Here is a 25,065-nt window from a genome sequence, read left to right as displayed (position 1 = left end):
TGTTACCTCCGCCAATAAATGACCCCAAATCACCGGTTTGAAATGACCTCTCGATTTACCACTTCATGGCCGAATCCCATAGTGTTATCAGCACTCAGGAAAAGGAGCCATGATCAACCGAGAGGACTACCTTATGATAAAGCAAGCCAGAGACAAAGGCTGCTATCTTGAGGACATTGCCTGCCAGAGAGGTTGCTCTGTCAGTACCGTCAAGAGAGCCCTGCAAAGGCAAGGGCCACCACCCAGACGCAAATCCGGTGTTCGCCAGAGTAAGCTTGATGATTTCAAATCCGTCATTGACGCGTTACTGGCTGAGAATGTCTGGAATGCCGAGGTCATATTTGCCGAAATCAAAGGGCAGGGATATGCCGGTGGCATCACCATTTTACGGGACTATATCCACCCTAAACGCACCCTGCGTGAAAGCAAGGCGACCACCCGTTATGAAACGGCTCCCGGTCACCAGTTGCAGCACGACTGGGGAGAACTGCAGATCGAAGTTGGAGGTGAGCTTCGCAAAGTTTATGTCTCCGTTAATGTTCTGGGCTACTCACGCCGCTTCTATGCCTTTGCTGCTTACAGCAATGATGCGGAACACACTTATGAAAGCCTGATCCGGGCGTTCGAGTGGTTCGGGGGTTCAAGTGCGCAGGTACTGGTTGATAACCAGAAGGCTGCAGTTCTGGAGCATCCTGGTAACGGACAGGTGAAGTTTAATGAAGGTTTTCTGTTGTTGTCTCGACACTACGAGTTTCAGCCTAAAGCCTGCAAACCCTACAGAGCACAGACCAAGGGAAAAACCGAGCGTATGGTGCGCTACGTAAAAGAAAACTTCTTCCAGCGCTATCGCAGCTTTGAAAGCCTTGAGCACTTGAACCAGCAACTGGGAGACTGGCTGACCAACGTAGCAGATGAACGCCATCATGACACTCTGAAAGAAAAAGTGGCTGACCGCTTTGCTAAAGAACAGCCGCACCTTCAAAAGCTACCGGATATTCGTTATGACACCAGCTACCGGGAAACACGACGTGTGCCGGTTGATGGTTACATTAATTTTAAGACGAATCGCTACAGTGTTCCCAGTACTTTGGTTGGTCAGCAAGTCAGTATCCGCATGGGACTTGACCGGCAGCTACGGGTTTATGGCCCGGACGATACCCTCGTTGCCAGCCATCTGCTGGTTGACGCAAAGAACCGCTGGGTACTCGACGCCACCCACCACCGTGCCCTGTATGACGAGATCAAGGTTGAAACCCGTGACCTCAGCCATTATGAGGAGGTGGTGTGATGGAACAGTTAACGACACTGGTCAATCGCCTTAAGCTTGACCACCTGGCTGACAACCTTGATACCCTGTGTGAGCAAGCCAGCAAGAAAGACCTGAATTACCGGGAGTTCCTGGTAGAAGTGCTTTCTACTGAGTGGGCTGGCCGTCACCAGAAAGGGCTTGAGAGTCGTCTAAAGCAAGCCCGGTTACCATGGCTAAAAACATTAGAGCAGTTTGACTACAGCTTTCAGCCGACCGTTGACCGAAAAGTGGTTCGGGAACTCTCCGGTCTTGGTTTTGTTGATCGTGCTGAAAATGTCGTATTACTCGGACCGCCAGGTGTTGGTAAAACACATCTGGCAATAGCTCTGGCTGTTAAGGCAGCAGAAGCCGGACATCGGGTTATGTTCATGAGCCTCGACAAGCTGATGACTACGCTGAAAAAAGCGTTGCAGGAGAACCGGCTTGAAAGACAGATGCAGCAACTGATGTACCCAAAGCTGCTGGTACTGGATGAAATTGGCTACCTTCCTATGGATCAGGATGAAGCCAGCCTTTTCTTCCGACTCGTGACTCGCCGTTACGAAAAGGCAAGTATCATCCTGACCTCGAATAAGAGCTTTGTCGACTGGGGCGAGATCTTTGGCGATCAAGCCATAGCCACTGCGATCTTGGATCGGCTACTGCATCATGCGACAACTCTCAATATCAAAGGTGAGAGTTACCGCCTGAAAGAGAAGCGCAAAGCTGGATTACTGAAAGGCACTTCTGCCAAGAAATAAACCTGAAAACACAGTGAACTTAACCGTTGAAAGCGGGTCAAAAGTATTGCTGAAAACGGGTCATCTCAAACCGGTGGAAGAAGGTCATATTAAAGCGGAGTTAACATTACTGGCAGACTTACCAAGTAATCCACAACCAGCAATGTAACATTCGGTATGATTGTTGTGCTGTGTGAGTTCTTCCATGTGTCTTAATGCCCGATCAAATATCATATTTTCAGTTGTGTTCATAACTTTTCACCTTTGTTAATTAGCACCACAACATAATAAATGCTTCCAATGGACGTGCCTTCGGCACGCCACTGAAGCAGGCGTTATGCGGCTACCAAATCCCCAGCTCCCCATCCATCTGAGCCAGCATCTGTTAGATGGTCAGCGATGGTAATATTTAATTTACAGTCTCGATGATAATCTACGCACAGCCCAGTAATGATGTATTCATCATTCCAGTCTGTTTGATATGGACAATCGGGATGTACCTTTACCTTGCACCCAATCTGCAATGGTTTGTTGGGATAAAGGATATTCCAAAGTTCTAGTTGTTCGAGAGCGTTACTTTCTTTTTTCACGGTTCGTTTCCTATATCCGCAGCCGCATAACAAATGCTTCCAGTGCGTTCGCTGCGCTCACCGGACAGCCTTTCGGCTGCCGCTGAAGCAGGCGTTATGCGTTTATACAAATCATCAAGCTCATGGGAGGAATATAATTGATCAAAATCCTAGCTTGGTCGGCTGTTGCCGTAACATTCAGTTGGGTATTTTTTGCTCCTGGATTTGAACCAATTGCCGCTTTTCTCGGTTCTTTTCTAACTGCAACAATATTGCAATTCAAAAAGGATAGTTCTGACAAAACTGAAATGGTGACAAAGGAAAGTGAAGTAAAAGTAGAGATAAAGGAAGAAGTAAAAAAAGATGAGATCAAGAAAACAGAAAATGTTCTTGATATAGTTGATAGATTCATTAATTTACTAGAAATTCATGATATACATAAAAATGAGATTCCACGTTTTTTGCCAGAAGAGTTTTCAATAACTTTAACGGATGTTTCAAATAAGGAAAAGTTACTATTAAAACTATCTCCTGCGGTCATAGATTGGGCTTGCTCTACTTTCAATGTAAGGAGAGAATGGCTAGAAACAGGTGAGAAAAAAATATATGATACAAAAGATTATTACAAAATGGAACATGGGTTATTAAGCCTAATAAAAAACATTAAACTTAATCATGGCTATGATTTTGAAGTAATTGCATTCAAAAGTGTTGAAAACCTAGAGTTATCTGAAAAGCGCGAACAAAACGTTAATTTACTTATAGTAGTGCCTACTATAAAAAGTAAAGAAAAAACCATATACAAATATATTCCGACAAGAACTCTATGGGACTGGGGTTATTGGCGTACTCGTTACCAATTTAAAGCAATTACAAGAATATGCCTCAAAGAACTCAACTTTAGTTTTGAGGGTTATGATTTAGATAGTGAAAGAATGTACTCTCTTTCTTCAGGTAGGACATTTCCTAAAACAATCATTGAAGATTTACCAATAGGAATCACTTGGTATCCTGATGACTATTGCGAGAAAAACTCAGAAAATGGCTGTAATAAAGAATCTACCGAAATTGATAGTATTCTTGAGTATATAAAAGATAGAAACTACGACGAAATATTCAGAGAACACGCATAACAAATGGTTCCAGTTCGTTCCGGGGCTTCGCCCCTCCACCCGACGCCGCCGTCGGCGGCGCGGCTGAACCAAGCGTTATGCAGCCATACAAAACAAAAACATTATGAGTAAAATTGCAGTTTTACAGCAATTCCCGACAAATATACGCCTTAAGACGTATACCCTGCTGCAGGGTGAACCATTTTTCGGATTTGCAGCAAACAACCTTCAGCCCAAAGCTGACATTCTGGATGAATTTTTCGCTCAGACACAGGCTCACCCCGGCAGCTATGAAGTATCTGGAATAACAGAACGGATATTATGACCAACTCCTTCAGAGGTTCTTGAGATTATTGCCATAAAAAAGTCTCGCCAAGAGTCAATGAAAAACCACTGAAACAGGCTTCTCATATGCTCCCAAAGCGCTTTTTTAGAGTGGCTTGCCGTCCAGGCTTTCTGAAACAAGCAACACCCTAACTGTTCTATCTGATCAATAAGGAAGGCGGTAAACGTCAGGCAGGCAAAGTTTGTAGCCAAATGCTCCTTGCCGTGTCCGTAGTTGTGTTCGAGGTGGTAACCCTGTGTCTTGAGCGTGTTGAAGGTTTCATTTTCAATCTTCCATTTCGCACGGCCTCCGCGCATCACTCTGGTGACGCTGTCGTCAGTCAGTTGGATATCTGTTACCCAGACATTGGTGTATTTCTCGCCCTTGGGGCTAATCTCAACATATTCCAGATAGTTGACCAGAACATCCTTGTGACTCTTGTTGATGGGAACGTTGTTGACGTATCTGAACCAGTGCCGGTAGCCGTCCTCATCAACGTATTCATAACGGTTAACCTCACCCCTGGCATCCAGAGTATCAACCGCCTCAACCAATGACGCATGGTCGCTGTCCTTGGCCACCATAATGAAGCTGTACCCATAAGACTTGACCATTTTTATCGTCGGCCCATCTGAATACAGGTCATCAAATGTCAGTACCAGTTTTAGTTTGGGATGTTCTCTGTAGACGTTTTCCAGCAACCGCTTTAGTGCGGTTTTTTCGCAATCGTTTTTAGAAGCATTGACCTGCTTGGTAATAGGCTCTGGCATCAGAGGCAAGACCTCTTTTTGTCCGGGCTTGACCAGACATATAGCCAACAGTTGGTGGTAATACTGGGGGGTATCAGTATCGGCTTTTTTGATACAACATTCAGGGCAGCTAATCTTGCCTGAAGCGAAATGCCCTGTACCATCCACTGGAGCCAGATAGCCTTCTTCAAAATACTGAAACTTTTTTAGCCACTTCGAACTCTGGACGTAAGAGAAGAGTGACTTGAAAAATGGCCTGAAATGATCAGTTTCAATAGGGTCAAGTATCTCCCGCAGATGGGTGTCACTGGGAATACGCTGAACGCCGTACATCTGGCGCAGGTTGTGAACAACCCTTGGATTTTTACATTCATGCTCAAAGCTCAGAAGTGAAGGGCATTTCATGTGCATCACAGCCAGACCGGACATTATTGCATCAGAGAGAAGAATTTTTTCCTTGCAATTATTGGGACGATGATCAGGTATTAGGGATGCTTGCTGGCGAACAGTATTGATTAACCGATCGACCAAAATTTTGTCTTGCTTAGCAGGCATAGAAATACGACAGTGAATGAGTACTGCATGAAATTTAGCTCAAAGTTCAGGAATTTGCTTTTTTATGGGTCCTTCTCAGACCTTGGTACTGTTGGGCTGAATTAATTCGTCGGGAATTGCTGGCAGTTTTATCAGATATTCATAGCAATATCTGGGCATTAGAATCAGTAATCAAAGATGCAAAACAGAAAGGGGCGAGGAAATTCATAAATCTTGGCGATATCTTATATGGTCCTCTCGCACCCAAAGAAACTTATGAACTTTTACGATCCGAAGAAATGATTACAATCAGGGGGAATCAGGATCGCCAAATTTATGAGGCTACTCCAGAGGAAATATCAGATAATCCTACAATGCAGTTCATACTTGCAGAATTACCAAATGAAGCTCTGCCATGGATGAAGTCTTTACCTTCTACATTATCTCTCCCAGAAGGTATTTTCTTGTGTCATGGAGTCCCTGATACTCGATGCTGCAGTTTTTGATATTTGAGGGAGAGCAGGAAATGGCAGGGTGGCATAAGAGCAGACTACTACTGCAGCTCCGAATTCAAGCCTTGCGAGATTCCATCATAGCCACAGCAGCAGGTTGGAGGTAAGATCTCATAGGAACTTAATAACCGTCAAGTGTCGTATCTTGCTAATTCGCCCATTACCCGTTGTCACTGCCTTTCTGGATGCTTTGAATGATTCGCTCAAGTCCATCAATTCCTCTGCGCAGTTGAGTAGATCCCAGAAAGTGGCACTGGGCGTTTTTATCATGGGAATCGTGGTAACTAAAACTATTAACTGGGCTGCTTTTGAGCGCAGAAGCTTAGGCAGATTCAAAGCGACCCGTCTGTGCTGGATGTTTTATCAAGCAGAAATTGCATGGCAAAGCCTGCTACAGGCCAGCGTCAGAAATATTCTTCTACGCTATGGAATACAAAGTGGAACCCTTGCTATCGACGATACAGGAAAAAAGCGCACTAAAAGGACTTCAAAAATCGACGGTGCCCATAAGATAAAAGACAAATCAACAGGTGGTTATTTTAATGGGCAGGAACTGGTGTTTATGGTGCTCGTTACTGAAGTAGCTACCTTTCCAGTAGGGTTTCGCTTTTATATTCCTGACCCTGAGTTATCTGCATGGAGGAAGAAAGACAAGGCGCTCAGGAAGCAAGGCATTCAGAAAAAAGAACGACCGAACCGTCCTGAGCCAGATCATGTTCGTTACCCCACCATGCAGTCGTTGACGCTGGTTATGCTGCAAGAATTTGTTGATTCGTTTCCCAACATTACGATCAAAGCAATTCTCGCTGATGCACTGTATGGCACAGGAGACTTTATGGATAAGGCTGCGGAAATAACAGGCGGAGCCCAGGTTGTCAGCCAACTGCGCTCGAATCAGAAAGTATCCAACCGAAACCACTCGGAAGCGACTCTCAAAGCTTACTTTTCGCGCCAGAAAGGCGCTGAAACTCAACTCATAATACGCGGTGGCAAAGAAGAGCAGGTCACGATGCTGGCTGCTCGGCTGTATGTTAAGGCTCATGGGAAAAGACGTTTTGTTATTGCCCTGAAGTATGAGGGTGAAGAGGATTATCGCTATCTGGTGGCTTCAGATATGTCATGGCGGCATACCGACATAGCCAGGATTTACACCTTGAGGTGGTTGGTCGAGGTTTTCATTCAAGACTGGAAAGCTCATTGTGGCTGGAACAGGTTGAGCAAACAGCAAGGTGCTGACGGATCGCAGCGCGGCGTGATCCTGAGCCTGCTGTGCGAACACATGCTGTTACTGCACCCTGAGCAATTCGTCCTACTGAAAAACAAACAGGCCGGAATGCCCGCAGGCTGTCTGATCGAACGCCTCAATGCAGAAGCCTTGCTTGCTACGGTGAAATCAGTGGTTGAATCGGAAGATCCAGATACCGAGCTTAAGGCTCTGGCCTTAGCCTTAGAGCATACTTTGCCCAAGCGGGAGTCGAGCAGGCATATGGCTGGTAGAGACCTGGGAGAACAAAAGGCAACTGACTCACTCAAAGCACACGCCCGGAAGTTTAAACTTTTAGATGCAGCTTAGAATCGAGATAAATACGTTACTTGTTTAGGTAAAACTGCAGCATCGAGTGATAATGATCTGGTGTATATGGTCGAAGATATATCATCTGGCGTACCAACGGTCAGGAATGAACCTGAAATAAGGCACTTTCTCAGTAACGTGCCAGAAAAGCTTGTCCTGTGTGGTCATTCACATATTCCAAGAGCTGTTGAGCTTACAAATGAGCAGCTTGTCGTAAATCCAGGTAGTGTTGGTTTGCCTGCATACAAAGATGAAGAGCCAGTAGTGCATAGCATGCAAAATTATTGCTCCCATGCTTCATACGCAATGATTGAACGGTGCTCTACAGGCTGGGGCATTGAGTTTATTAAAGTACCATATGAACTCAATAGTGCAGTGAATGCAGCGAAAGCAAGACGTCGCAATGATTGGGCTTTTTCACTCAAATCGGGCAGGGCTGCATAACAAATGGTTCCAGTTCGTTCCGGGGCTGCGCCCCTCCACCCGACGCCGCCGTCGGCGGCGCGGCTGAACCAGGCGTTATGTGTCTAAGAATTTAATAACATCTTCTTGGGACTCAAACTCATTGGTGATTTGTCCGTGGAAATTAACTACTGTCCACAAGTCATTATCAATACCTTTGCTTGTCCGGTGTTCGTGGTTTAAATCTTGCGCTAAATCCCATGCTTGCTGCAAGTCTTCAAAAAATTGGTTGTTATATGCTTTACATATTTTTGGGCAATCACCTGATTGTCGATTTAAAACAACCAGATATATCTCATTTTCTGAGTTGTATTCTTTCATGGCTCAGTTCCTCTGTCGGTTCGACACATAACAAATGGTTCCATCGGACTGCCTACCGGCAGCCGATGAACCAAGCGTTATGTTGCTGAGTCCAGCCTTGGGAATAATGGCTGAATAGTGAGTGGTTTCCCGTCATAGTAGGTAACTGTTAGTTGATGACAAGTTCTTATCGTTCCATTGTTAATCATTTCTTTACTGACAAAATACTCTCTGTAAAGTCCTCGCTCACCATAGATATAAAAAGCAATGTTCCCGTCTTCAGGGTCATCCAAATAGGACAATGAGTAATCTCCACATACGTTACCACCAACAATAAATGCTGATGCCTGCCTGAATGCAAGGTCAAGTTTTTCAAAGTTAGTCATGGTTACTTCTCCATTCTGGTTTTAGTTTTCTTGTGTGTTCAGTGTTGAAAGTTCGCAACATAACAAATGCTTCCAGTTCGTTCGCTTCGCTCACCGGACAGCCTTTCGGCTGCCGCTGAAGCAGGCGTTATGTTGCTGAGTCCAGCCTTGGGAATAATGGCTGAATAGTGAGTGGTTTCCCGTCATAGTAGGTAACTGTTAGTTGATGACAAGTTCTTATCGTTCCATTGTTAATCATTTCTTTACTGACAAAATACTCTCTGTAAAGTCCTCGCTCACCATAGATATAAAAAGCAATGTTCCCGTCTTCAGGGTCATCCAAATAGGACAATGAGTAATCTCCACATACGTTACCACCAACAATAAATGCTGATGCCTGCCTGAATGCAAGGTCAAGTTTTTCAAAGTTAGTCATGGTTACTTCTCCATTCTGGTTTTAGTTTTCTTGTGTGTTCAGTGTTGAAAGTTCGCAACATAACAAATGCTTCCAGTTCGTTCGCTTCGCTCACCGGACAGCCTTTCGGCTGCCGCTGAAGCAGGCGTTAGGCCCTACAAAGACCTATGCAAATAGGTTAATGATTTTAATGTCTCTTTTTTGGGCAATAGAAGAAGAAATAAATATTAATACTATTTTTTTAGGGTGAATTAACTTATATTCTTGGTTCTGCAAGAAGTCTCTTGCTGTATTTTGGGGATATTAGCTATGAGGAAGTATCTGCCACTGCTAATAGTAGTGGCAATAGTTGGGTGTAATAGTGGTAGCTCTAAAGACTCACCATCTGAACCACCGTCAAGCGGAATTGATGGTAATGTTTCAGCAGGTGAAGAACTTCATCACGATGCTCAAAACCAAGAAGTGATATTAAATCCTTCAACAGTTGGCGGAAAACTAACCATTTCAAATGCCCAATCTGTTTCTGTTTCAAGCCTTACTGTCAATAATACTGGAACTCTGACTATTAATTAAGCTGTATATGAAAAAGAAAATTTTTGCTTTAGCTATCGTAGCCCTTTCAACAAATGTATTTGCAAGTAATCTTGTTGTTGATGATTCTGGTGCAACCTTTAGAAAAGGTATAACAATAGGCTCTGATGCAGTAAGTGCGGAAGGAACCTTGCGTTTTCAAAATGGTCAATTTCAAGGGAATGATGGGACTGGTTGGATTTCGCTGGCTAGTAAAGAAAAAGTTAAGCAACTAGAGCCTCTTTCTGATGAAGAAATTTCTGATTATGTAAATGAAGCTAGGGACCTTTGCAGCAAGCGGGGGAAAGATTGTAGCTCTAGTCTTGAGCTTTATAACCCTACACTAAATGAAAGTTATACTACTAACATTCCAACTTCTGAAATACAATATGTAATTTTATCTGAAGAAGATTGTTCACCATATAGCTCTAGCTATACAAAGTATGAAGGAACAGACTTTACCTTTTTGGTTAATTTTGTTGATCCATTTTATATCGAATATAAAAGTCATAGTCAGCAGTATATTGCCAGATATAGCCCACACGTATCAGTATTACATAAAGATACAGGATTATGTTTTTATACTGAATTTGACCCTTTGGTGATTGGTGGATATGGTAAATTACTAGAATTTTCTTCGAATGATTTTACTGATCGTAAGGCTGTATATGAATCAATTAATGAATTACGCATTAATGAATTAAGGAAACTTAACGCGAACAAAATAGTCAATTGATTCTGCTTATTATATTTGTCATCTCAAAAAAGCTCGGAGCTTTGGCCTAACAAATGGTTCCAGTTCGTTCCGGGCTTCGCCCTCCACCCGACGCCGCCGTCGGCGGCGCGGCTGAACCAAGCGTTATGTGGCTGAGTCCAGCCTTGGGAATAATGGCTGAATAGTGAGTGGTTTCCCTTCATAGTAGGTAACTGTTAGTTGATGACAAGTTCTTATCGTTCCATTGTTAATCATTTCTTTACTGACAAAATACTCTCTGTAAAGTCCTCGCTCACCATAGATATAAAAAGCAATGTTCTCGTCTTCAGGGTCATCCAAATAGGACAATGAGTAATCTCCACATACGTTACCACCAACAATAAATGCTGATGCCTGCCTGAATGCAAGGTCAAGTTTTTCAAAGTTAGTCATGGTTACTTCTCCATTCTGGTTTTAGTTTTCTTGTGTGTTCAGTGTTGAAAGTTCGCAACATAACAAATGCTTCCAGTACGTTCGCTGCGCTCACCCGACCGCCTTACGGCGACGGCTGAAGCAGGCGTTATGTTGCGCTAATCATCCTCCGATTCAATCTCTTGCGGTTCTCCGTCATTATCAAAGTGCCAGCTCTCATTCACTGGCGAAGAAAACGGCTGATAGGGCAAACTCGCTAATGATCTTTGTTTAGCTTCCGTCATTGCTTCTTCGAGTGTTTCTGCTTCTACTTCTGTCCAGCAGCTTACAGTCACAGCCGCTTTAAATTTAAACTTTGGCATGTCATTCAGTTCCTGCTTTATAGATTGTGCCAACCGCAAACATAACAAACCAATCGAACCGACAGCCTTCGGCTGCGGCTCATTGGGGCGTTATGTTGCAGCGACACATCAAAAGGTTTTTCTATTGGTTAATTAAATATGTTAACAATTTAATCAACTTTAGCAATGTGATTATTATTTAGTCATTAGTCTTAATGTCTTCTTGATACTACACGGAGTTCATTTCAAACACTGACTAAAGTCAAAGTTTTCTAATGACAACATAGCTATTTTAAGCGCTGTTTTAACAGTGGTGAAATTAATGAATAAAAAACTAGCAGCTTGTTTAGTTTGTATGATTATGCCTTTAGCTGGTTGTAATTCATCTGATAGTAGTAATAGCGATAGTGGCGGTGGCGATAATATTGTTGGCGAAATGAAGGTGTACCGCTATCCACAGGATATGTACGGAAGTCTAATGTGGTTTCCAGATAATGAAGGCCTTCTTACACTACCGATTCAAACTTCGGAAGGCTACAATGCACGTATTACATTTGAGAGAAATGGTGAAAAAAGTCTTTCAGGCAATGGTAGCTTGTATTATGACCGTGTACGAGTTAATGATGCCTATCTGACAGGTCAGATTCAGGGTCAAAATATCAGCTTTACAATCGGGTGAAAGTCTCATATTGACTGGTACTATAATTCCAAGTCACCTTTCTGCATGGGGAATGGGATGACATTGTCCATACCCACTTCCGTGACCTTGGCGCAGTAGGTCACCGCCAGTAACTTCCAGCCATTGTCGAACATGCCACTCTGAATTAATGACCTTGCTGTCAAAATACCTTGGCCTCCGGGATGCCGCCACCTCATTCCAGAACACTTCATTCGCTGCGTTACCAAGGTTTTACAAGTAGCCTCAATAACCCCTGAGCCTATTGGCAAGTTGTGCGACAAGTGTTCAGCATAGTTCATGCGGGTTCGATTACTTCTGAAGTACTCCAGCTCTGTTTTCAACTTCGATCGACGAGGGTGTCGTTTATGCTGGTAAGCCAGAGCTTTGATGACTTTTTCAACACCTTCGGGCTCCTCTTTGAGGATGTGGCGATAGGTGATGAACTTTTCTCTGGATTTGTTGCTGTTTTCACCATAGGACAGGTCAAACGCTTTCTTCAGGTGCTCTGCGGCATGATAGAAGTCTACAACCTCGTGACCTTCAGGGAGTTCATTGGCAAGGTAGGTCCAGTTGTCTTTTGCCCCATCAGCGACTTTAACAAGCGTCAGATCTGGCCTCTGTCGAAGAGCTTCGCTCAGGAGTGCGGAGAGTGATTGTTTCAAAGTCACTTTCTTGCTTTCAGGCATTCGACTCATCCTGACCGTTGAGAGGCGTTCACCCTGTGCATCGTAAAACGACAATGTTCCACAACTGGCCTCCTGACAGCCAGCAGGGCCACGGGTTCGCTTGCCATCGACTCTATTCTGTTCCCGCTTTTCCTGACGTTTACCATCTTTCATCGGCAACATGACGCCATCAAGAGAAGCGGCCGCAGTCACAGCTTCTTCAGGAACCTTGACGCTTTCCCAGAGAAAGTCTTCAAAGGCTTCCCTATTGGGTTCCCACTGCGCATTGAACTTTTTGGGTAGTCTGGCCAGAGAGCTTTCCGAGGGCGTCATGTTCCCTATCAGATCAAGTAGGCTTTTAGCCTCTCCGGGAGGCATTTGCGCAACCATCCAGACAGCTTGTTTAGCTGCTTTTGGTGTCCAATACCCCTCTACAATACCTGCCTGTAGCTCCAAAGGGATGATAGAGTGATCCTTACCGTTACGATAGAGCGTACGCAAAACCCGGACAGGGCCGACAGCGGATTGATAAGTTTCTGAAGATCGCAACACCCGATGGTAACAGACACCGCTTACCTCAATCGCAGGAACGTCAATATCAAGCCCGGTCAGGTCTTCTGCCAGAACGCTTTGCTCTGCTTCGATAAAGAGTTTATGGATCTCACCTTCATAGTCTTCAAAGTGCTTGATTGGGCTGTGTTCCTGACGAAGAACGGCCAGTTTTTGCTCAAGCTGTTGGATAGCATGACAAGAAAAATTGGCGGCTTCAGCTAGTGGCTGACATACTTGCATCGGGGCGGCCTTTCACTGTTGCGGTATCTTTTACAGTAACCATCATAGCGGTGTTTGGCCGTTCCTATGTAAGTCCAGAGAAAATTTGTAGCTGCTGTATAAACCACGGACGGCAAGCCCAGAAAAAATGGTCAGTATGAGACTTTCACCCTTACAATCAGTGGTGGTGATTTCGAAGAAGCTGTTGAGATGGTAGAGATGCCTAATAGCGACGGCTCACCAGTAGAAGTATTTGATGGTGATTATGTTGGCTCTTCATCTGAGCCTGACTCCTTTGCCTCGATCACAAATGGTAAAGTGGAGGCGCGATATGGTAATAGTTGTGAACTGAATGGCACGATTACTAACATGGGAATTGTTTTTCACTTTTCGGGGACTGATAGCTGTAGCGCGGATGGTACATTTTATGGTCGAGCTACAGCACCATTCGGTCCATTTCAAATGATTTCCTTTACTAACTGGGGGATCGAAGGAATTCAGCAAGTAACGTTTCAGAAAAGAGAGATGTAACAGAAGGCTTGTATAAAAAGTATTGGTTTGTCCGCTGCACCTGTAATCATTCCCCGTGTGGCGGGGCTGCCAACATAACAAATGGCTCCAAGGGACGCCGCCTGCGGCGGCGCCCCTGAGCCAGGCGTTATGTTGCGCTCTCTGATTCTGTAGATTTTCTAACCCCAGCCGCCATTATTTTCACGCTCAAGTGTGAAAGCATTGATTTCATTTGGGTAGCAGGGTCGAATAATGGTTCACCTTTTTTATTGCCATAGTCAGCATAGAGTTCTGCCACCTCGTCTATTTGTTCATCAACGATTTTAAGTACATCAGCCAGTGTCATTGAAATTTCATTTGGTGTTTTCATTATCCGTTCCTGTCGGATGGGCGCAGACATAACCATGTTTTCCAGCGGACGCGCCTCCGGCACGCCTCTGAAAACGGCGTTATGTTGCTAAACCAACCCTTCGATTTTTAAAACAATATACCCTCTATCATGCACCTTTCTGGACAATTTGCTGAGGTGTCGTAATCTCTTGCGTCTGTCTTGTAATGACTGATTGGTGGTTTGCCGCTTTGTTTTATTAAACTCAGCATTGATCTGTTGCCTGTAGCGATCTGCTAGTTCGCCTGTTGTACTGTGTTTACTCAAATATTTCTCCTTACTTCGTGCATAGAACATAACAAATGCTTCCAATGGACGTGCCTACGGCACGCCACTGAAGCAGGCGTTATGCCCCTAACCCCCATCTGCGATTCACAATTTGTAGACCTCTCTAAAGCGTGCTAAAGTTCACAATAAGTGAATGTAGAGGCTATTATGCACGTTATCTCAAGAAAGCCGTTTAACGAAGCTGCAAAGAAGTACCCGAATGATGCAGCTGCTATTGATGCTGCATATAAGTCATTGAGGAATGGTGATTTTCATAGCCCTAACGAACTGAAATCACTCTTCCCAAGCTTGGATAACTTCAAGTACAAAGATAAATGGTGGGTGATTGATATTGGTGGCAACAACCTCCGACTCATTGCTTTCATTGAGTTCAGAGATAGCCGCATGTATGTAAAACATATTGTCACTCACGCTGAATACGACAAATTATGCAAGAAGTACGTAAAGGAGGCAGGTTCATGAGATTCTCAAATCTAAAGCAAAAAGCTGTAGACTTCTTCTCTGAAGCTAGTTTTGTTGGGCGTATTCATAATGAGGCCGAATACGAACAAGCCCTAGAGTTAATGGATGAACTCATTGAAGACTACGATAAGTATCTCCCACTGATTGAGGTACTTTCTGTCTCAATCGAAAAATGGGAGGATGAATCGGAGCAGTTTTCTGAATTCAATAAAAGAATTGAAAATCTTGATGATGGTGTGGCAATTCTAAGAACAATAATGGATCAGTATCAGCTCAAGGCTGATGACTTGAAAAATGAGCTGGGTAGCAAAAGTCTTGTATCCATGATTCTTAGTGGCTCAAGAAACCTTACCAGAGATCATATACAGGCACTTTCTCAACGCTTCAAAATCTCACCATCTGTGTTCTTCAACGGGGCATAACAAATGCTTCCAGTTCGTTCCGGGGCTTCGCCCCTCCACCCGACGCCGCCGTCGGCGGCGCGGCTGAAGCAGGCGTTAGGTAGCTTCTGCTAGTCTTTCCCAATGCGCCCAAACGTCAGTATGGACGGATTCCTTCTCGCTTTCTTTCAGTTTGTCTCTGGCTGCTTTTTTTAACCAGTCTTGCCAGTCGTTTAAATAACCATCGACATCTGATTTTATATCGTACTGTGGATACAATGCTTTCTCAGCCGTTATCAAAGCAAACGGACTTTCGATGTGTCGGGTTCGACGAATAATATCCATATCAGCGCAGCTTGCCTGAAAGCCAGTTATTCCGAGTTTGCTCGCAACATGATTGAATGCGGCAGTCGCAGCAAGACTCATAGCGTAAACGCATGTACCGTAATCATGCTCACGTTCAGTCAGCGAATTAATGTAAGTTGTAAGCTCGTCCATTGTTTCCAATGTAGGGGCTTTTTCTTTTTGCATTTCCTGTTCAGTTTTCATTGTGTTTCCTTATCCAGTGTGTACCAGCTACCTAACAAATATGGTGGACCCCACTGTCAAGACAGTAAACCAACAAATTTAAGTTAAGTCCTGGCAGTGGTCCAAAGCCCTCATGCAAAGTGAATTGCCTTAGGCGTTTTATAACTCAACGACTGGTGTAATCGTTCAGTGTTGTAAAACTCAAAGTATTCATCCAGCCCAGTATAAAGCTCTGGAACAGTCTGAAATTCATGCGTGTACAGCCATTCATGTTTGACGGAGCGCCACAGCCTCTCGACAAAAATGTTATCCAGTGCTCGCCCTTTCCCGTCCATGCTGATACGTATTTCCCGTTCCTGAAGAGGTGCCAGAAAATCATTACTGGTAAACTGACACCCTTGGTCAGTGTTGAATATATCAGGTTCACCTTGTTCCAAAGCTCGACCCAGCGCATGAATACAGAAGTCTGCATCCAGTGTGTTCGACAGCTCCCAGCTGACCACGTAACGGCTGTACCAGTCAATAATGGCAACCAGATACATAAACCCCTGAGGCATCGGGCAGTACGTAATATCAGTACTCCAGACCTGATTGGGTCTCACAATATCAACGCCGTTCAACAAGTACGGGTAAACCTTATGCTCTTTGTTTCTCAGGCTTGTGCCCGGTTTTGGTCCGACAGCCTGTATGCCCATCAGCCTCATAAGTCGCTGTATACGCTTCCTGTTGACCGGAAAGCCCTGCTCATTCAGCCATGCAGTTATCTTACGACTGCCGTAAAACGGTGTACGTGTATACTGCTCATCAATGAGCCTCATCAGATTCAGATTCTCAGGGCTTTCCAAAGCTGGAGAAGCTTGGTAATACCAGCTTGACCTGCTTAACCCAACCAGTTCACATTGGCGCTGAATGCTGATCTTCGAGTGATCCGGGTCTATGCATCTCCGTTTGTCATCAATGGACATTGCCAGATTTTTTTTTCAACCAGTCCAGCTCCATTTTAAGCCGTCCGATCTCCTGATACAGGGGGGCAGTGAGCACATCTGGATCTACCTCTGGCCGTGCCCTGCCGAAGACTTCTGGAACCCCCTGGAGTAGCTGTCGCTTCCACTGGCTAACCTGAACGGCTGCAACTTCGTGTTCGCTTGCCAGCTGGTTTATGGTCTTTTCGCCCTTGTAGGCTTCGAGTGCTACCTGTGCCTTAAATTCGGGCTTATGTCGTTTTCTTTTTGCTGTCATGATTCCCTCCTGCAGGGTCATCTTACAGCCAGAAAACTTAACTTAGCTACCTGTCCAGTTTATGGGGTCCATCATAGTATTAGTGGCGTTTTCAGTGATGAACATGGAAATGAAATTTTCAGAATAGAGAACAATGAATGGAAAGGTTCAACAGATTATTGGGATGTTGAATTTTCAGGTAGCGAGCTTACGATTAGAAGTGAACCAAGGAAAATAGCATTAAAACTGAAGGTAAATCCTCCTCATGAAATTGAGATCGTAACATTAGATATAAAAATTGATGGTTGTCATTTGTCATGTAAAAACGGTTCATTTTCATTAGCCCGGATATTTCATAAACAAGCAGCAACTACCATCCCATCCTCTTAATTTTGGACTTTTCCGCAAGCCTGCTGCTCTGTTAACCATGTGAAAGACATTGCAGCCCATACTTGCTTACAGATTAGACGCTAATCAACGAATCCTGCTATTTCAGGATAACGGAAAGCCCCAAGGCTCTTTCATCTGGTTGCTATGTACCTTGATTGAGTCTTATGAAAGTTGCTACCCCGGTCGAAGTATCGGCATCTGGTAAAAGACTTCTGTCACATGCTGCAAAAGCCTCTTGAATGGGCAGCTACGCGGCAGATGAAGTTTAATTCGGTCTTTATATTCAACCACTTTGACTGCAACTTTACAGAGCTTCATGATCACCGTTGATGGCTGCGCTTTTTCCAGCTCCGTACCTTTCAAAGTCTTGGTTCTTAACTCATAGTGCAAAACATAAGCGGCACAGGCATAAAACATTCTCAAATGGTTAGCCAAAAAGCCCTGATCGGACAATCTGTCGCCGGACAGATCACTTTTCAGATGTTTGATGAAGTTCTCATCCTGTCCTCTTGGACAGTAAAGCTCTTCATAAATTACCTCTGGAGAAGCTTCCTTCATCGACGTCACAATGAAACGAGGGTTGTCGCCTTTTTGGTTGACCTCCGCCTTGTAAATTATCCGGGTATCGAGACCTTTCCAGCTCTTGGCCTGGTATTCTGCTTCCCCGTAAAGTCTGAGCCGATCAGGTTCTGGCATGTTGTTCAGTCTTGCCAGCTCAGTCTTGACCTTCAGAGCTTGACGCGCTTCATCCAACAACTCTTTGGCTTTTGGCCGCAAAGCCGTTTTGTGGCCTGCACCTTTGCCCAGGACATAATCCGAATGAGGGGCATTCTGAACCACCCACATTAACTCTGGTTGAGCGAAGTGGCTGTCTCCCCGAACCAGTAGATGGGTTTTCGGCCACTTTTTCCGAAGCAGCCGAATGACCCGTTCGAGAATGGCTGCATTTTCCTTGCCCGTTGGGGTTTTCCCCGGACGAAGAATCGCCGTAATCAGCTTGCCGCTGAGTCCCTCAAAAATCATCAGGGGCAAGTAGCAGTAGTCCTGATATTTGGCATTAAACAGGTTCATCTGCTGGCCACCATGAGTAATGGCCGGTGTATGATCAAGATCGATAACGATCACCGGAGGTGGCAGCTTGTAACTGCTGATAAAGTGATGCACAAATGCTTCAGCCATCCTGTAAATGTCGGAGCGGGTCATAGATTGTCCCAGCCGGGTAAAAGTGGGCGCTGATGCGAGATGGTTATCGCTGTCCAACGGATTGCGACCAGTGGCCAGTTTGAACATAGGGTCTTTACGCAAACGGTTACTGTCGTTGGCATCTTCATAGCCGCAGGCCATTTGCAGAACCCGCTGAACCAGAAGTTCTTTCAGGGAGTGGTCGATATAGGATTGATGGCGTCTGTCATTGATGGCATCAGTCATTTTGCAGATAAGACCGCTCTGCAGAATGGTTTCCCGTAGCAGCAGAGTGCCAAAGTCAGAAGATAACTCCCCACCATTGAAGTCTGCCCGGATGGTTTTTCCATTTGAGGGATGAAAACGAAGCTGTTCTTGTGTAGATTTGGGCATGGCAAGTTCCGGTTTGCTTCTTCCGAAGCTTTCTTTTGGTCGACCCAATTATATCAAGTGATTGGGCGGAACTTGCCTCCTTTTATGAAATATTCGGGTTAGGACGTATAACTGAAAATAGTGAACATTATTTTGGTATTGAATACTTAGAATCATACGGTTCTACTACAGGCATTCTTATAGAGCCAGAGCAATTCAAAACCCCTAAGTTAACCAACTTCCAAACCATCGGTGGTGAGGGTATCGAACTAGTTGGAACAGGTATTAAAGTTGCAAAGGTGCTGGTCGCATCGTTATGAGAGGGCTTACTATTGAAGAAGCCACAAAAGAGCAAACGGTTGTAAGCTATATGCCTTTAACTGAAGATCTCAGTATCACAACAAAAGTTTTGCCAGCTCGGATATAACCAGAAGCTAACAAATGGTTCCAATTCGTTCCGGGGCTTCGCCCCTCCACCCGACGCCGCCGTCGGCGGCGCGGTTGAACCAGGCGGTATGTTCACTCAGCGGGTTCATACGTCTTTTCAAAAATGTCTCGTTTGCAGGGGTAAAACTCTCCATTAACACCTTTGATTATCCAGTCGCTCGGTGATGCTTCCATAGTTCCTTCGAGTGTTTCAATATGGAGAAAGCCTATGTCTCTGGTGTGAATCGAATCTTCCGGTGGTTCTTCCCCACCATTCATCCAGTTTTCAATTTGCCCTGCATGAGTTGATGAACCATTGAATTGTACGGCTGTTATGGTCACTGGCTTCTTTGTAAATCTTGGCATTATTTTTCTCCGGCCTTGTGCAATTCGTGAACCTACCAAAGTTTTCCAGCGGACGTGCCTACGGCACGCCTCTGAAAACGGCGTTATGTTGCTCACTGCGAATGAGCAGCAATTCCCGACGAATTAATTCAGCCCAACAGTACCAAGGTCTGAGAAGGACCCATAAAAAAGCAAATTCCTGAACTTTGAGCTAAATTTCATGCAGTACTCATTCACTGTCGTATTTCTATGCCTGCTAAGCAAGACAAAATTTTGGTCGATCGGTTAATCAATACTGTTCGCCAGCAAGCATCCCTAATACCTGATCATCGTCCCAATAATTGCAAGGAAAAAATTCTTCTCTCTGATGCAATAATGTCCGGTCTGGCTGTGATGCACATGAAATGCCCTTCACTTCTGAGCTTTGAGCATGAATGTAAAAATCCAAGGGTTGTTCACAACCTGCGCCAGATGTACGGCGTTCAGCGTATTCCCAGTGACACCCATCTGCGGGAGATACTTGACCCTATTGAAACTGATCATTTCAGGCCATTTTTCAAGTCACTCTTCTCTTACGTCCAGAGTTCGAAGTGGCTAAAAAAGTTTCAGTATTTTGAAGAAGGCTATCTGGCTCCAGTGGATGGTACAGGGCATTTCGCTTCAGGCAAGATTAGCTGCCCTGAATGTTGTATCAAAAAAGCCGATACTGATACCCCCCAGTATTACCACCAACTGTTGGCTATATGTCTGGTCAAGCCCGGACAAAAAGAGGTCTTGCCTCTGATGCCAGAGCCTATTACCAAGCAGGTCAATGCTTCTAAAAACGATTGCGAAAAAACCGCACTAAAGCGGTTGCTGGAAAACGTCTACAGAGAACATCCCAAACTAAAACTGGTACTGACATTTGATGACCTGTATTCAGATGGGCCGACGATAAAAATGGTCAAGTCTTATGGGTACAGCTTCATTATGGTGGCCAAGGACAGCGACCATGCGTCATTGGTTGAGGCGGTTGATACTCTGGATGCCAGGGGTGAGGTTAACCGTTATGAATACGTTGATGAGGACGGCTACCGGCACTGGTTCAGATACGTCAACAACGTTCCCATCAACAAGAGTCACAAGGATGTTCTGGTCAACTATCTGGAATATGTTGAGATTAGCCCCAAGGCGAGAAATACACCAATGTCTGGGTAACAGATATCCAACTGACTGACGACAGCGTCACCAGAGTGATGCGCGGAGGCCGTGCGAAATGGAAGATTGAAAATGAAACCTTCAACACGCTCAAGACACAGGGTTACCACCTCGAACACAACTACGGACACGGCAAGGAGCATTTGGCTACAAACTTTGCCTGCCTGACGTTTACCGCCTTCCTTATTGATCAGATAGAACAGTTAGGGTGTTGCTTGTTTCAGAAAGCCTGGACGGCAAGCCACTCTAAAAAAGCGCTTTGGGAGCATATGAGAAGCCTGTTTCAGTGGTTTTTCATTGACTCTTGGCGAGACTTTTTTATGGCAATAATCTCAAGAACCTCTGAAGGAGTTGGTCATAATATCCGTTCTGTTATTCCAGATACTTCATAGCTGCCGGGGTGAGCCTGTGTCTGAGCGAAAAATTCATCCAGAATGTCAGCTTTGGGCTGAAGGTTGTTTGCTGCAAATCCGAAAAATGGTTCACCCTGCAGCAGGGTATACGTCTTAAGGCGTATATTTGTCGGGAATTGCTGGCGAATGAGGGTCTTCAAATGTAGCCATCCAGTACATGAGAATATCTCTGGCTTCATTTCTTCCTAACTCTGGAAACTCAGCTTCAAGATAACTGCTCGCACCAAACATATTGGTTACACCGGACTCCCTGAGTTCATCAAGGTACGTTAGGTGTTCTGGCTCAAGCGCATTTGGTTTTTCATTTTCGTCATTATTCATATCAACCTCTATTTAGTTTTTTGTTTATATGATGGGCGCAAACATAACAAATGCATCAAGTACGTTCCGTGGCTTCGCCACTCCACCCGACTGCCGCAAGCGGCAGCGGTGCATATTCCGGCCTCCCGTGAACACCCACTCCGGTTTATCGTGAACGCTCTTTCCGCAAAACCGTGAACACCCATTCCGCTTTATCGTGAACACTTTTTGCGAATTTCCGGAATCACCGTTCACGAAGCCGGAATAAGTGTTCACGACACCGGAATCATCCCCGGAAAGAACCAAAATCCTCTCCTTAAGCATTGATTTCATTCAACTTGTGCCGCTTTTCCTTATTCCACAACAACAGGGAAAACGGCCATGCCAAAGGAAAAGAGGCTATCAATGCGAAAAATTCGGGAAATCCTTCGACTCCGCCACGAGTGCAACCTGTCTACCCGGCAAATATCCGCCAGCGCCAGAGTCAGTACCGGGGCGGTCAGCAAGTATCTGAAGTTATTTGAAAAGTCCGGGCTGTCCTGGCCTTTGCCAGACGATATGGACGACTCTGCCCTGATAAACCGGTTGTCGCCTGAGACATCAAACCGCAAACACCAGGGCTTTATCGAACCCGACTGGACGGAGGTTCACAGCAGCCTTAAGCGTAAGGGCATGACCAAACAGCTGCTCTGGGAAGAGTACTGCGAAGTTTACCCCCACAATGCCTACAGCCACAGTCAGTTCTGCCACCGCTACAACGAGTGGTGCAAGAAGCAGAAACGCTCTATGCGCCAACAGCATAAGGGCGGCGAGAAGCTGTTTGTGGATTACGCCGGGCTGACTGTTCCCATTGCCAGCAAGGAAACGGGCGAGACATCACCTGCCCAGATCTTTGTGGCGGTGTTGGGAGCGTCCAATTATACCTACGCAGAAGCCACCTGGACCCAGGGTTCGGTAGACTTTATTGGTTCTCAGGTCCGGGCGTTCCAGTTCTTTGGCGGAGTTCCCGAAATGCTGGTACCGGACAACCTGCGCAGTGCTGTGACCAAGGCCTGCCGTTATGATCCGGAGATTAACCGCAGTTACCAGCACATGGCTGAACACTTCGGCTGCTCCATTCTGCCTGCACGCCCTTACAAGCCAAAAGACAAGGCCAAGGTAGAAGCCGGTGTACAACTGGTGGAACGCTGGATTTTAATGCGTCTGCGTCATACAACGTTCTTCTCCCTGTCAGAACTGAACTGGGAAATACGACGCCTGCTGGAAGACCTGAACCACCGGCCATTCAAACAGCTGCCCGGTTGCCGGCGCAGCCAGTTTGAGTTGCTAGACAGGCCTGCGTTGTCTCCCTTGCCCAGGCAGCCTTATGAGTACCTTGAGTTCAAGATGGCCAGGGTCAACATTGACTATCACGTGCAGTTCAGCAGCCATTACTACTCCGTGCCACACCAGCTGGTCAGGGAGCAGGTGGCAATCCGTGGCAGCCATAATACTGTCCAGATCCTCTACAAAGGCAAGCCGGTCACCAGCCATGTCCGGCAATACGCAGCCGGAGGTTTCACCACCAAGCCGGAGCATATGCCGAAACGCCACCAGAAACAGCAACAGTGGACACCGGGGCGGCTGTTGCGCTGGGCGCAAAAGCTGGGGCCGGATGTTCTGAGGTTTACCCGACAGTTACTGGACGGCAAGCAGCACCAGGAGCAGGCTTACCGGGCTTGCCTTGGACTGTTAAACCTTGAGCGTGAATACGGACAACAGCGGCTGAACGCCGCCTGCGACCGGGCTATCAAAACCGGAGGCCGTCGGGTAGGCAATGTACGCTCCATCCTGAAATCCGGGCTGGACAAGGTACCCATTGAGTTGCCACAGGAAAGCGACAATGAACGGGTTACACGCAGCCATGAAAACATCCGTGGCGCAGGCTTCTTCCAGTGAGGTGCAGGATATGATCAATCAAACGATGACCCGGTTACGTAGCCTGCGACTGAGCGGCATGGCCGAAGCCCTTGCCCTGCAACAGGAGCAACCCGGCACTTACGAAGGACTCAGCTTCGAAGAACGACTGGCCCTGCTGGTCGACCAGGAAGACGCTGACCGCAGCAACAAACGGCTGGCCAGACTGCTCAGGGCAGCCCGGTTCAAACTGTCTGCCACGCTGGAAGACATTGACTATGAGCAGCCACGGGGCATTACCAAATCACAGATGGCGACACTGGTCACCTGTGACTGGCTCAGACGAAAACAGAACCTCCTGATTACCGGCCCTTGCGGCACAGGGAAAAGCTGGTTGAGCTGTGCCTTCGGACATGGTGCCTGTCTGCGAGGCCTGAGTACTCGCTATTTCCGTACGTCAAGATTACTGGAGGCAATGGGTGCAATTAAAAGTGTTCCTGACATGTTAGGTTTTCCATTTTTTAAAGCCCTAACCCTGCAGAAATGCTCGGAACAAAATTCCGAAAAATCATGATTTCAGCATTCTCGGAACACTTTTAATTGCACCCGGAGGCAATGACCATTGCCCATGGTGATGGCAGTTACAGTAAACAACTCAAACAGTTAGCCAGGGTTGACCTTCTGATCCTTGATGACTGGGGATTGGAGCCACTCAGCCAGAACCAGCGTAATGACCTGCTAGAAATTATGGATGACCGTCATAACCACAGTTCTACCATCGTAACCAGTCAACTACCGGTCTCAAAGTGGCATGACAGTATTGGTGATGCCACCCTGGCCGACGCCATTCTGGATCGACTGGCCCACAACGCCCACCGGATAAAACTCAAAGGAGAGTCCATGAGAAAAACAAGGGCAAAACTGGATGATCGTGAACACCCAAGCTAAAAATTAAGAGAGGCAATGCTTAGGGAAGCGGAGGTGTTCACGCTTTCCGGAATAGGTGTTCATTTTGACCGGAATATGCAGCAAGACTGCCGATTTTCTTTAATCGTGCTTGGTGCGTAGCGCATAAACCATTGGAATGCGTTTTTCTGTTACACCCCTCAATCTCACAGACAGGATCATAAGTTCCATTTGGTAATTTATTAATAGTGAACACATCACCATGACGTTGCCAGCGACGATAATGTTTTGCACACAAGCCTCTGGCTAAAACTACTTTGTCGCACTCAGTAACACTACAAATGTTCACTATGCTTCTTACTCCATTCAACATAACAAATGCTTCCAGTTCGTTCCGGCGCTTCGCGCCTCCACCCGACGCCGCCGTTGGCGGCGCGGCTGAAGCAGGCGTTATGTTTCTTCCCTTGCTGCGAGTATGGAAGGTTTCAAGTAGTAACTGGTCAATGCAATATTGCACAGTTGCCAGATAACGAATGCAGGTAAGACAATAATCAAAGTCAGTTGTGGCACTACATCAATTAGCAATCCTACCCAGTACCCGAACATCATCACTATCGACACGCAAAGGCTGACAAGGTTATCTCTGATTTTTAAGACCGTTCTTTTTTCCATGTTCGTCATGTATTTATACTCCAAAACATAACAATTGCTTCCAGTTCGTGGCTTCGCCACCCGACCTCGCCTCCGGCTCGGCGGCTGAAGCAGGCG

Annotated in this window: 32 protein-coding genes and 1 pseudogene; 19 read left to right on the top strand and 14 right to left on the bottom strand. The window is 45.7% G+C overall.

Going from position 1 to position 25,065, the window contains the following annotated elements:
* Nucleotides 1–109 precede the first annotated feature (109 nt).
* The 3 genes from istA (EZMO1_RS07135) to EZMO1_RS27760 are packed head-to-tail and all read left to right on the top strand — an operon-like array spanning nt 110 to nt 2,197.
* Nucleotides 110–1,288 (top strand): IS21 family transposase, encoded by a 1,179-nt coding sequence (gene istA, locus EZMO1_RS07135; RefSeq protein ID WP_034874476.1) that lies wholly within the window; start codon nt 110–112, stop codon nt 1,286–1,288.
* Nucleotides 1,288–2,049 carry an IS21-like element helper ATPase IstB gene (gene istB / locus EZMO1_RS07130; protein ID WP_034873160.1) on the top strand — a complete coding sequence of 254 codons (762 nt, stop codon included), beginning with the start codon at nt 1,288–1,290 and terminating at the stop codon, nt 2,047–2,049. The genes istA (EZMO1_RS07135) and istB overlap by 1 nt, the downstream gene beginning before the upstream one ends.
* Before the next feature lie 13 nt (nt 2,050–2,062).
* Nucleotides 2,063–2,197: a hypothetical protein gene (locus tag EZMO1_RS27760; RefSeq protein ID WP_275934931.1), complete on the top strand. Its 135-nt coding sequence runs from the start codon at nt 2,063–2,065 to the stop codon at nt 2,195–2,197.
* A 166-nt stretch (nt 2,198–2,363) separates the two neighbouring features.
* Here the strand turns inward: EZMO1_RS27760 and EZMO1_RS26140 are convergent, their stop codons facing one another.
* Nucleotides 2,364–2,618 (bottom strand): hypothetical protein, encoded by a 255-nt coding sequence (locus EZMO1_RS26140; protein WP_145912518.1) that lies wholly within the window; start codon nt 2,616–2,618, stop codon nt 2,364–2,366.
* A 137-nt stretch (nt 2,619–2,755) separates the two neighbouring features.
* Here EZMO1_RS26140 and EZMO1_RS07125 point away from each other — a divergent pair, with 137 nt between their 5' ends.
* Both EZMO1_RS07125 and EZMO1_RS27250 read left to right on the top strand, forming a co-directional pair.
* Entirely contained in the window at nt 2,756–3,730 is a 975-nt protein-coding gene (locus EZMO1_RS07125; RefSeq protein ID WP_034874478.1) for a hypothetical protein, read from the top strand.
* Between the two features lie 103 nt (nt 3,731–3,833).
* On the top strand, nt 3,834–4,034 hold the full coding sequence (locus EZMO1_RS27250; protein WP_034874480.1) for a hypothetical protein: 201 nt from the start codon (nt 3,834–3,836) through the stop codon (nt 4,032–4,034).
* On the opposite strand, the gene EZMO1_RS07115 is transcribed toward EZMO1_RS27250, so the two are convergent.
* Nucleotides 3,998–5,338 (bottom strand): transposase, encoded by a 1,341-nt coding sequence (locus EZMO1_RS07115; RefSeq protein WP_145912517.1) that lies wholly within the window; start codon nt 5,336–5,338, stop codon nt 3,998–4,000. The two genes, EZMO1_RS27250 and EZMO1_RS07115, sit on opposite strands and share 37 nt — an antisense overlap.
* Nucleotides 5,339–5,454: 116 nt before the next feature.
* Between EZMO1_RS07115 and EZMO1_RS25370 the strand changes: the two genes are divergently transcribed.
* From EZMO1_RS25370 to EZMO1_RS07105, 3 genes are all read left to right on the top strand, one after another.
* Nucleotides 5,455–5,823 carry a metallophosphoesterase family protein gene (locus tag EZMO1_RS25370; protein ID WP_082211860.1) on the top strand — a complete coding sequence of 123 codons (369 nt, stop codon included), beginning with the start codon at nt 5,455–5,457 and terminating at the stop codon, nt 5,821–5,823.
* A 151-nt stretch (nt 5,824–5,974) separates the two neighbouring features.
* A complete protein-coding gene (locus EZMO1_RS07110; protein ID WP_145912468.1) occupies nt 5,975–7,402 on the top strand; it encodes a transposase in 1,428 nt (475 codons plus the stop codon).
* A 66-nt stretch (nt 7,403–7,468) separates the two neighbouring features.
* Entirely contained in the window at nt 7,469–7,846 is a 378-nt protein-coding gene (locus EZMO1_RS07105; protein ID WP_051789717.1) for a metallophosphoesterase family protein, read from the top strand.
* 75 nt (nt 7,847–7,921) lie between these two features.
* On the opposite strand, the gene EZMO1_RS07100 is transcribed toward EZMO1_RS07105, so the two are convergent.
* The 3 genes from EZMO1_RS07100 to EZMO1_RS07090 form a co-directional block, all read right to left on the bottom strand.
* On the bottom strand, nt 7,922–8,185 hold the full coding sequence (locus tag EZMO1_RS07100) for a hypothetical protein (protein WP_034874482.1): 264 nt from the start codon (nt 8,183–8,185) through the stop codon (nt 7,922–7,924).
* A gap of 77 nt (nt 8,186–8,262) precedes the next feature.
* Nucleotides 8,263–8,550 carry a hypothetical protein gene (locus tag EZMO1_RS07095; RefSeq protein ID WP_034874484.1) on the bottom strand — a complete coding sequence of 96 codons (288 nt, stop codon included), beginning with the start codon at nt 8,548–8,550 and terminating at the stop codon, nt 8,263–8,265.
* A gap of 127 nt (nt 8,551–8,677) precedes the next feature.
* Nucleotides 8,678–8,965, bottom strand: a complete 288-nt coding sequence (locus EZMO1_RS07090) for a hypothetical protein (RefSeq protein ID WP_034874484.1) — start codon at nt 8,963–8,965, stop codon at nt 8,678–8,680.
* Between the two features lie 288 nt (nt 8,966–9,253).
* Between EZMO1_RS07090 and EZMO1_RS26135 the strand changes: the two genes are divergently transcribed.
* Entirely contained in the window at nt 9,254–9,517 is a 264-nt protein-coding gene (locus EZMO1_RS26135) for a hypothetical protein (RefSeq protein WP_145912516.1), read from the top strand.
* A gap of 7 nt (nt 9,518–9,524) precedes the next feature.
* Nucleotides 9,525–10,250, top strand: coding sequence for a hypothetical protein (locus EZMO1_RS07085; protein ID WP_034874489.1), 726 nt, complete (start codon nt 9,525–9,527; stop codon nt 10,248–10,250).
* Nucleotides 10,251–10,373: 123 nt separating this feature from the next.
* Here the strand turns inward: EZMO1_RS07085 and EZMO1_RS07080 are convergent, their stop codons facing one another.
* Nucleotides 10,374–10,661 carry a hypothetical protein gene (locus EZMO1_RS07080; protein ID WP_061509336.1) on the bottom strand — a complete coding sequence of 96 codons (288 nt, stop codon included), beginning with the start codon at nt 10,659–10,661 and terminating at the stop codon, nt 10,374–10,376.
* Nucleotides 10,662–10,798: 137 nt separating this feature from the next.
* Nucleotides 10,799–11,002 (bottom strand): hypothetical protein, encoded by a 204-nt coding sequence (locus tag EZMO1_RS07075; RefSeq protein WP_034874490.1) that lies wholly within the window; start codon nt 11,000–11,002, stop codon nt 10,799–10,801.
* A 301-nt stretch (nt 11,003–11,303) separates the two neighbouring features.
* Here EZMO1_RS07075 and EZMO1_RS26130 point away from each other — a divergent pair, with 301 nt between their 5' ends.
* A complete protein-coding gene (locus EZMO1_RS26130) occupies nt 11,304–11,660 on the top strand; it encodes a hypothetical protein (RefSeq protein ID WP_145912515.1) in 357 nt (118 codons plus the stop codon).
* 20 nt (nt 11,661–11,680) lie between these two features.
* Here the strand turns inward: EZMO1_RS26130 and EZMO1_RS07065 are convergent, their stop codons facing one another.
* Nucleotides 11,681–13,117, bottom strand: a complete 1,437-nt coding sequence (locus EZMO1_RS07065) for a hypothetical protein (protein ID WP_034872942.1) — start codon at nt 13,115–13,117, stop codon at nt 11,681–11,683.
* Between the two features lie 198 nt (nt 13,118–13,315).
* Here EZMO1_RS07065 and EZMO1_RS07060 point away from each other — a divergent pair, with 198 nt between their 5' ends.
* Nucleotides 13,316–13,627, top strand: a complete 312-nt coding sequence (locus EZMO1_RS07060) for a hypothetical protein (protein ID WP_145912514.1) — start codon at nt 13,316–13,318, stop codon at nt 13,625–13,627.
* A gap of 127 nt (nt 13,628–13,754) precedes the next feature.
* Here the strand turns inward: EZMO1_RS07060 and EZMO1_RS07055 are convergent, their stop codons facing one another.
* Nucleotides 13,755–13,976 (bottom strand): hypothetical protein, encoded by a 222-nt coding sequence (locus tag EZMO1_RS07055; protein ID WP_034874494.1) that lies wholly within the window; start codon nt 13,974–13,976, stop codon nt 13,755–13,757.
* A 435-nt stretch (nt 13,977–14,411) separates the two neighbouring features.
* Between EZMO1_RS07055 and EZMO1_RS07050 the strand changes: the two genes are divergently transcribed.
* Entirely contained in the window at nt 14,412–14,744 is a 333-nt protein-coding gene (locus EZMO1_RS07050; protein ID WP_236631991.1) for a type II toxin-antitoxin system HigB family toxin, read from the top strand.
* Complete coding sequence (locus EZMO1_RS07045; protein ID WP_034874497.1) at nt 14,741–15,166, top strand: helix-turn-helix domain-containing protein; 426 nt, start codon at nt 14,741–14,743, stop codon at nt 15,164–15,166. The genes EZMO1_RS07050 and EZMO1_RS07045 overlap by 4 nt, the downstream gene beginning before the upstream one ends.
* A 75-nt stretch (nt 15,167–15,241) precedes the next feature.
* Here EZMO1_RS07045 and EZMO1_RS07040 read toward each other — a convergent pair whose 3' ends face one another.
* From EZMO1_RS07040 to EZMO1_RS07025, 3 genes are all read right to left on the bottom strand, one after another.
* Nucleotides 15,242–15,673, bottom strand: coding sequence for a hypothetical protein (locus EZMO1_RS07040; protein ID WP_034874498.1), 432 nt, complete (start codon nt 15,671–15,673; stop codon nt 15,242–15,244).
* 110 nt (nt 15,674–15,783) lie between these two features.
* Nucleotides 15,784–16,891 (bottom strand): IS3 family transposase gene (locus tag EZMO1_RS07035; RefSeq protein ID WP_145912483.1). Its coding sequence is split into 2 segments (ribosomal slippage): nt 15,784–16,624 and nt 16,623–16,891, totalling 1,110 coding nucleotides; the frame shifts between segments, so codons are not numbered across the junction.
* Nucleotides 16,892–17,434: 543 nt separating this feature from the next.
* Nucleotides 17,435–18,835, bottom strand: coding sequence for an IS1380 family transposase (locus EZMO1_RS07025; protein WP_034873155.1), 1,401 nt, complete (start codon nt 18,833–18,835; stop codon nt 17,435–17,437).
* Between the two features lie 35 nt (nt 18,836–18,870).
* On the opposite strand from EZMO1_RS07025, the gene EZMO1_RS07020 reads away from it, so the two are divergent.
* The gene (locus EZMO1_RS07020) at nt 18,871–19,134 is read left to right on the top strand and encodes a hypothetical protein (RefSeq protein ID WP_061509331.1); all 264 of its coding nucleotides are present in this window, start codon (nt 18,871–18,873) and stop codon (nt 19,132–19,134) included.
* 199 nt (nt 19,135–19,333) lie between these two features.
* On the opposite strand, the gene EZMO1_RS07015 is transcribed toward EZMO1_RS07020, so the two are convergent.
* On the bottom strand, nt 19,334–19,606 hold the full coding sequence (locus EZMO1_RS07015) for a hypothetical protein (protein ID WP_061509329.1): 273 nt from the start codon (nt 19,604–19,606) through the stop codon (nt 19,334–19,336).
* A 228-nt stretch (nt 19,607–19,834) separates the two neighbouring features.
* Between EZMO1_RS07015 and EZMO1_RS07010 the strand changes: the two genes are divergently transcribed.
* Entirely contained in the window at nt 19,835–20,782 is a 948-nt protein-coding gene (locus EZMO1_RS07010) for a hypothetical protein (protein ID WP_145912513.1), read from the top strand.
* A gap of 35 nt (nt 20,783–20,817) precedes the next feature.
* Entirely contained in the window at nt 20,818–21,174 is a 357-nt protein-coding gene (locus EZMO1_RS07005; protein WP_145912512.1) for a hypothetical protein, read from the top strand.
* Between the two features lie 114 nt (nt 21,175–21,288).
* On the opposite strand, the gene EZMO1_RS07000 is transcribed toward EZMO1_RS07005, so the two are convergent.
* Nucleotides 21,289–21,516: a hypothetical protein gene (locus EZMO1_RS07000; RefSeq protein WP_034874492.1), complete on the bottom strand. Its 228-nt coding sequence runs from the start codon at nt 21,514–21,516 to the stop codon at nt 21,289–21,291.
* A 384-nt stretch (nt 21,517–21,900) separates the two neighbouring features.
* Between EZMO1_RS07000 and istA (EZMO1_RS06990) the strand changes: the two genes are divergently transcribed.
* Both istA (EZMO1_RS06990) and EZMO1_RS28020 read left to right on the top strand, forming a co-directional pair.
* Complete coding sequence (gene istA / locus EZMO1_RS06990) at nt 21,901–23,433, top strand: IS21 family transposase (protein ID WP_145912490.1); 1,533 nt, start codon at nt 21,901–21,903, stop codon at nt 23,431–23,433.
* A gap of 58 nt (nt 23,434–23,491) precedes the next feature.
* Nucleotides 23,492–24,339 (top strand): annotated as a pseudogene (locus tag EZMO1_RS28020) (ATP-binding protein).
* The last annotated feature ends 726 nt before the right edge of the window (nt 24,340–25,065 follow it).

The sequence above is a fragment of the Endozoicomonas montiporae CL-33 genome, from assembly GCF_001583435.1.
Classification (GTDB): domain Bacteria; phylum Pseudomonadota; class Gammaproteobacteria; order Pseudomonadales; family Endozoicomonadaceae; genus Endozoicomonas_A; species Endozoicomonas_A montiporae.
Note: the sequence above shows the minus strand (reverse complement) of the source record. Positions and strands in the feature narration are given on the sequence as shown.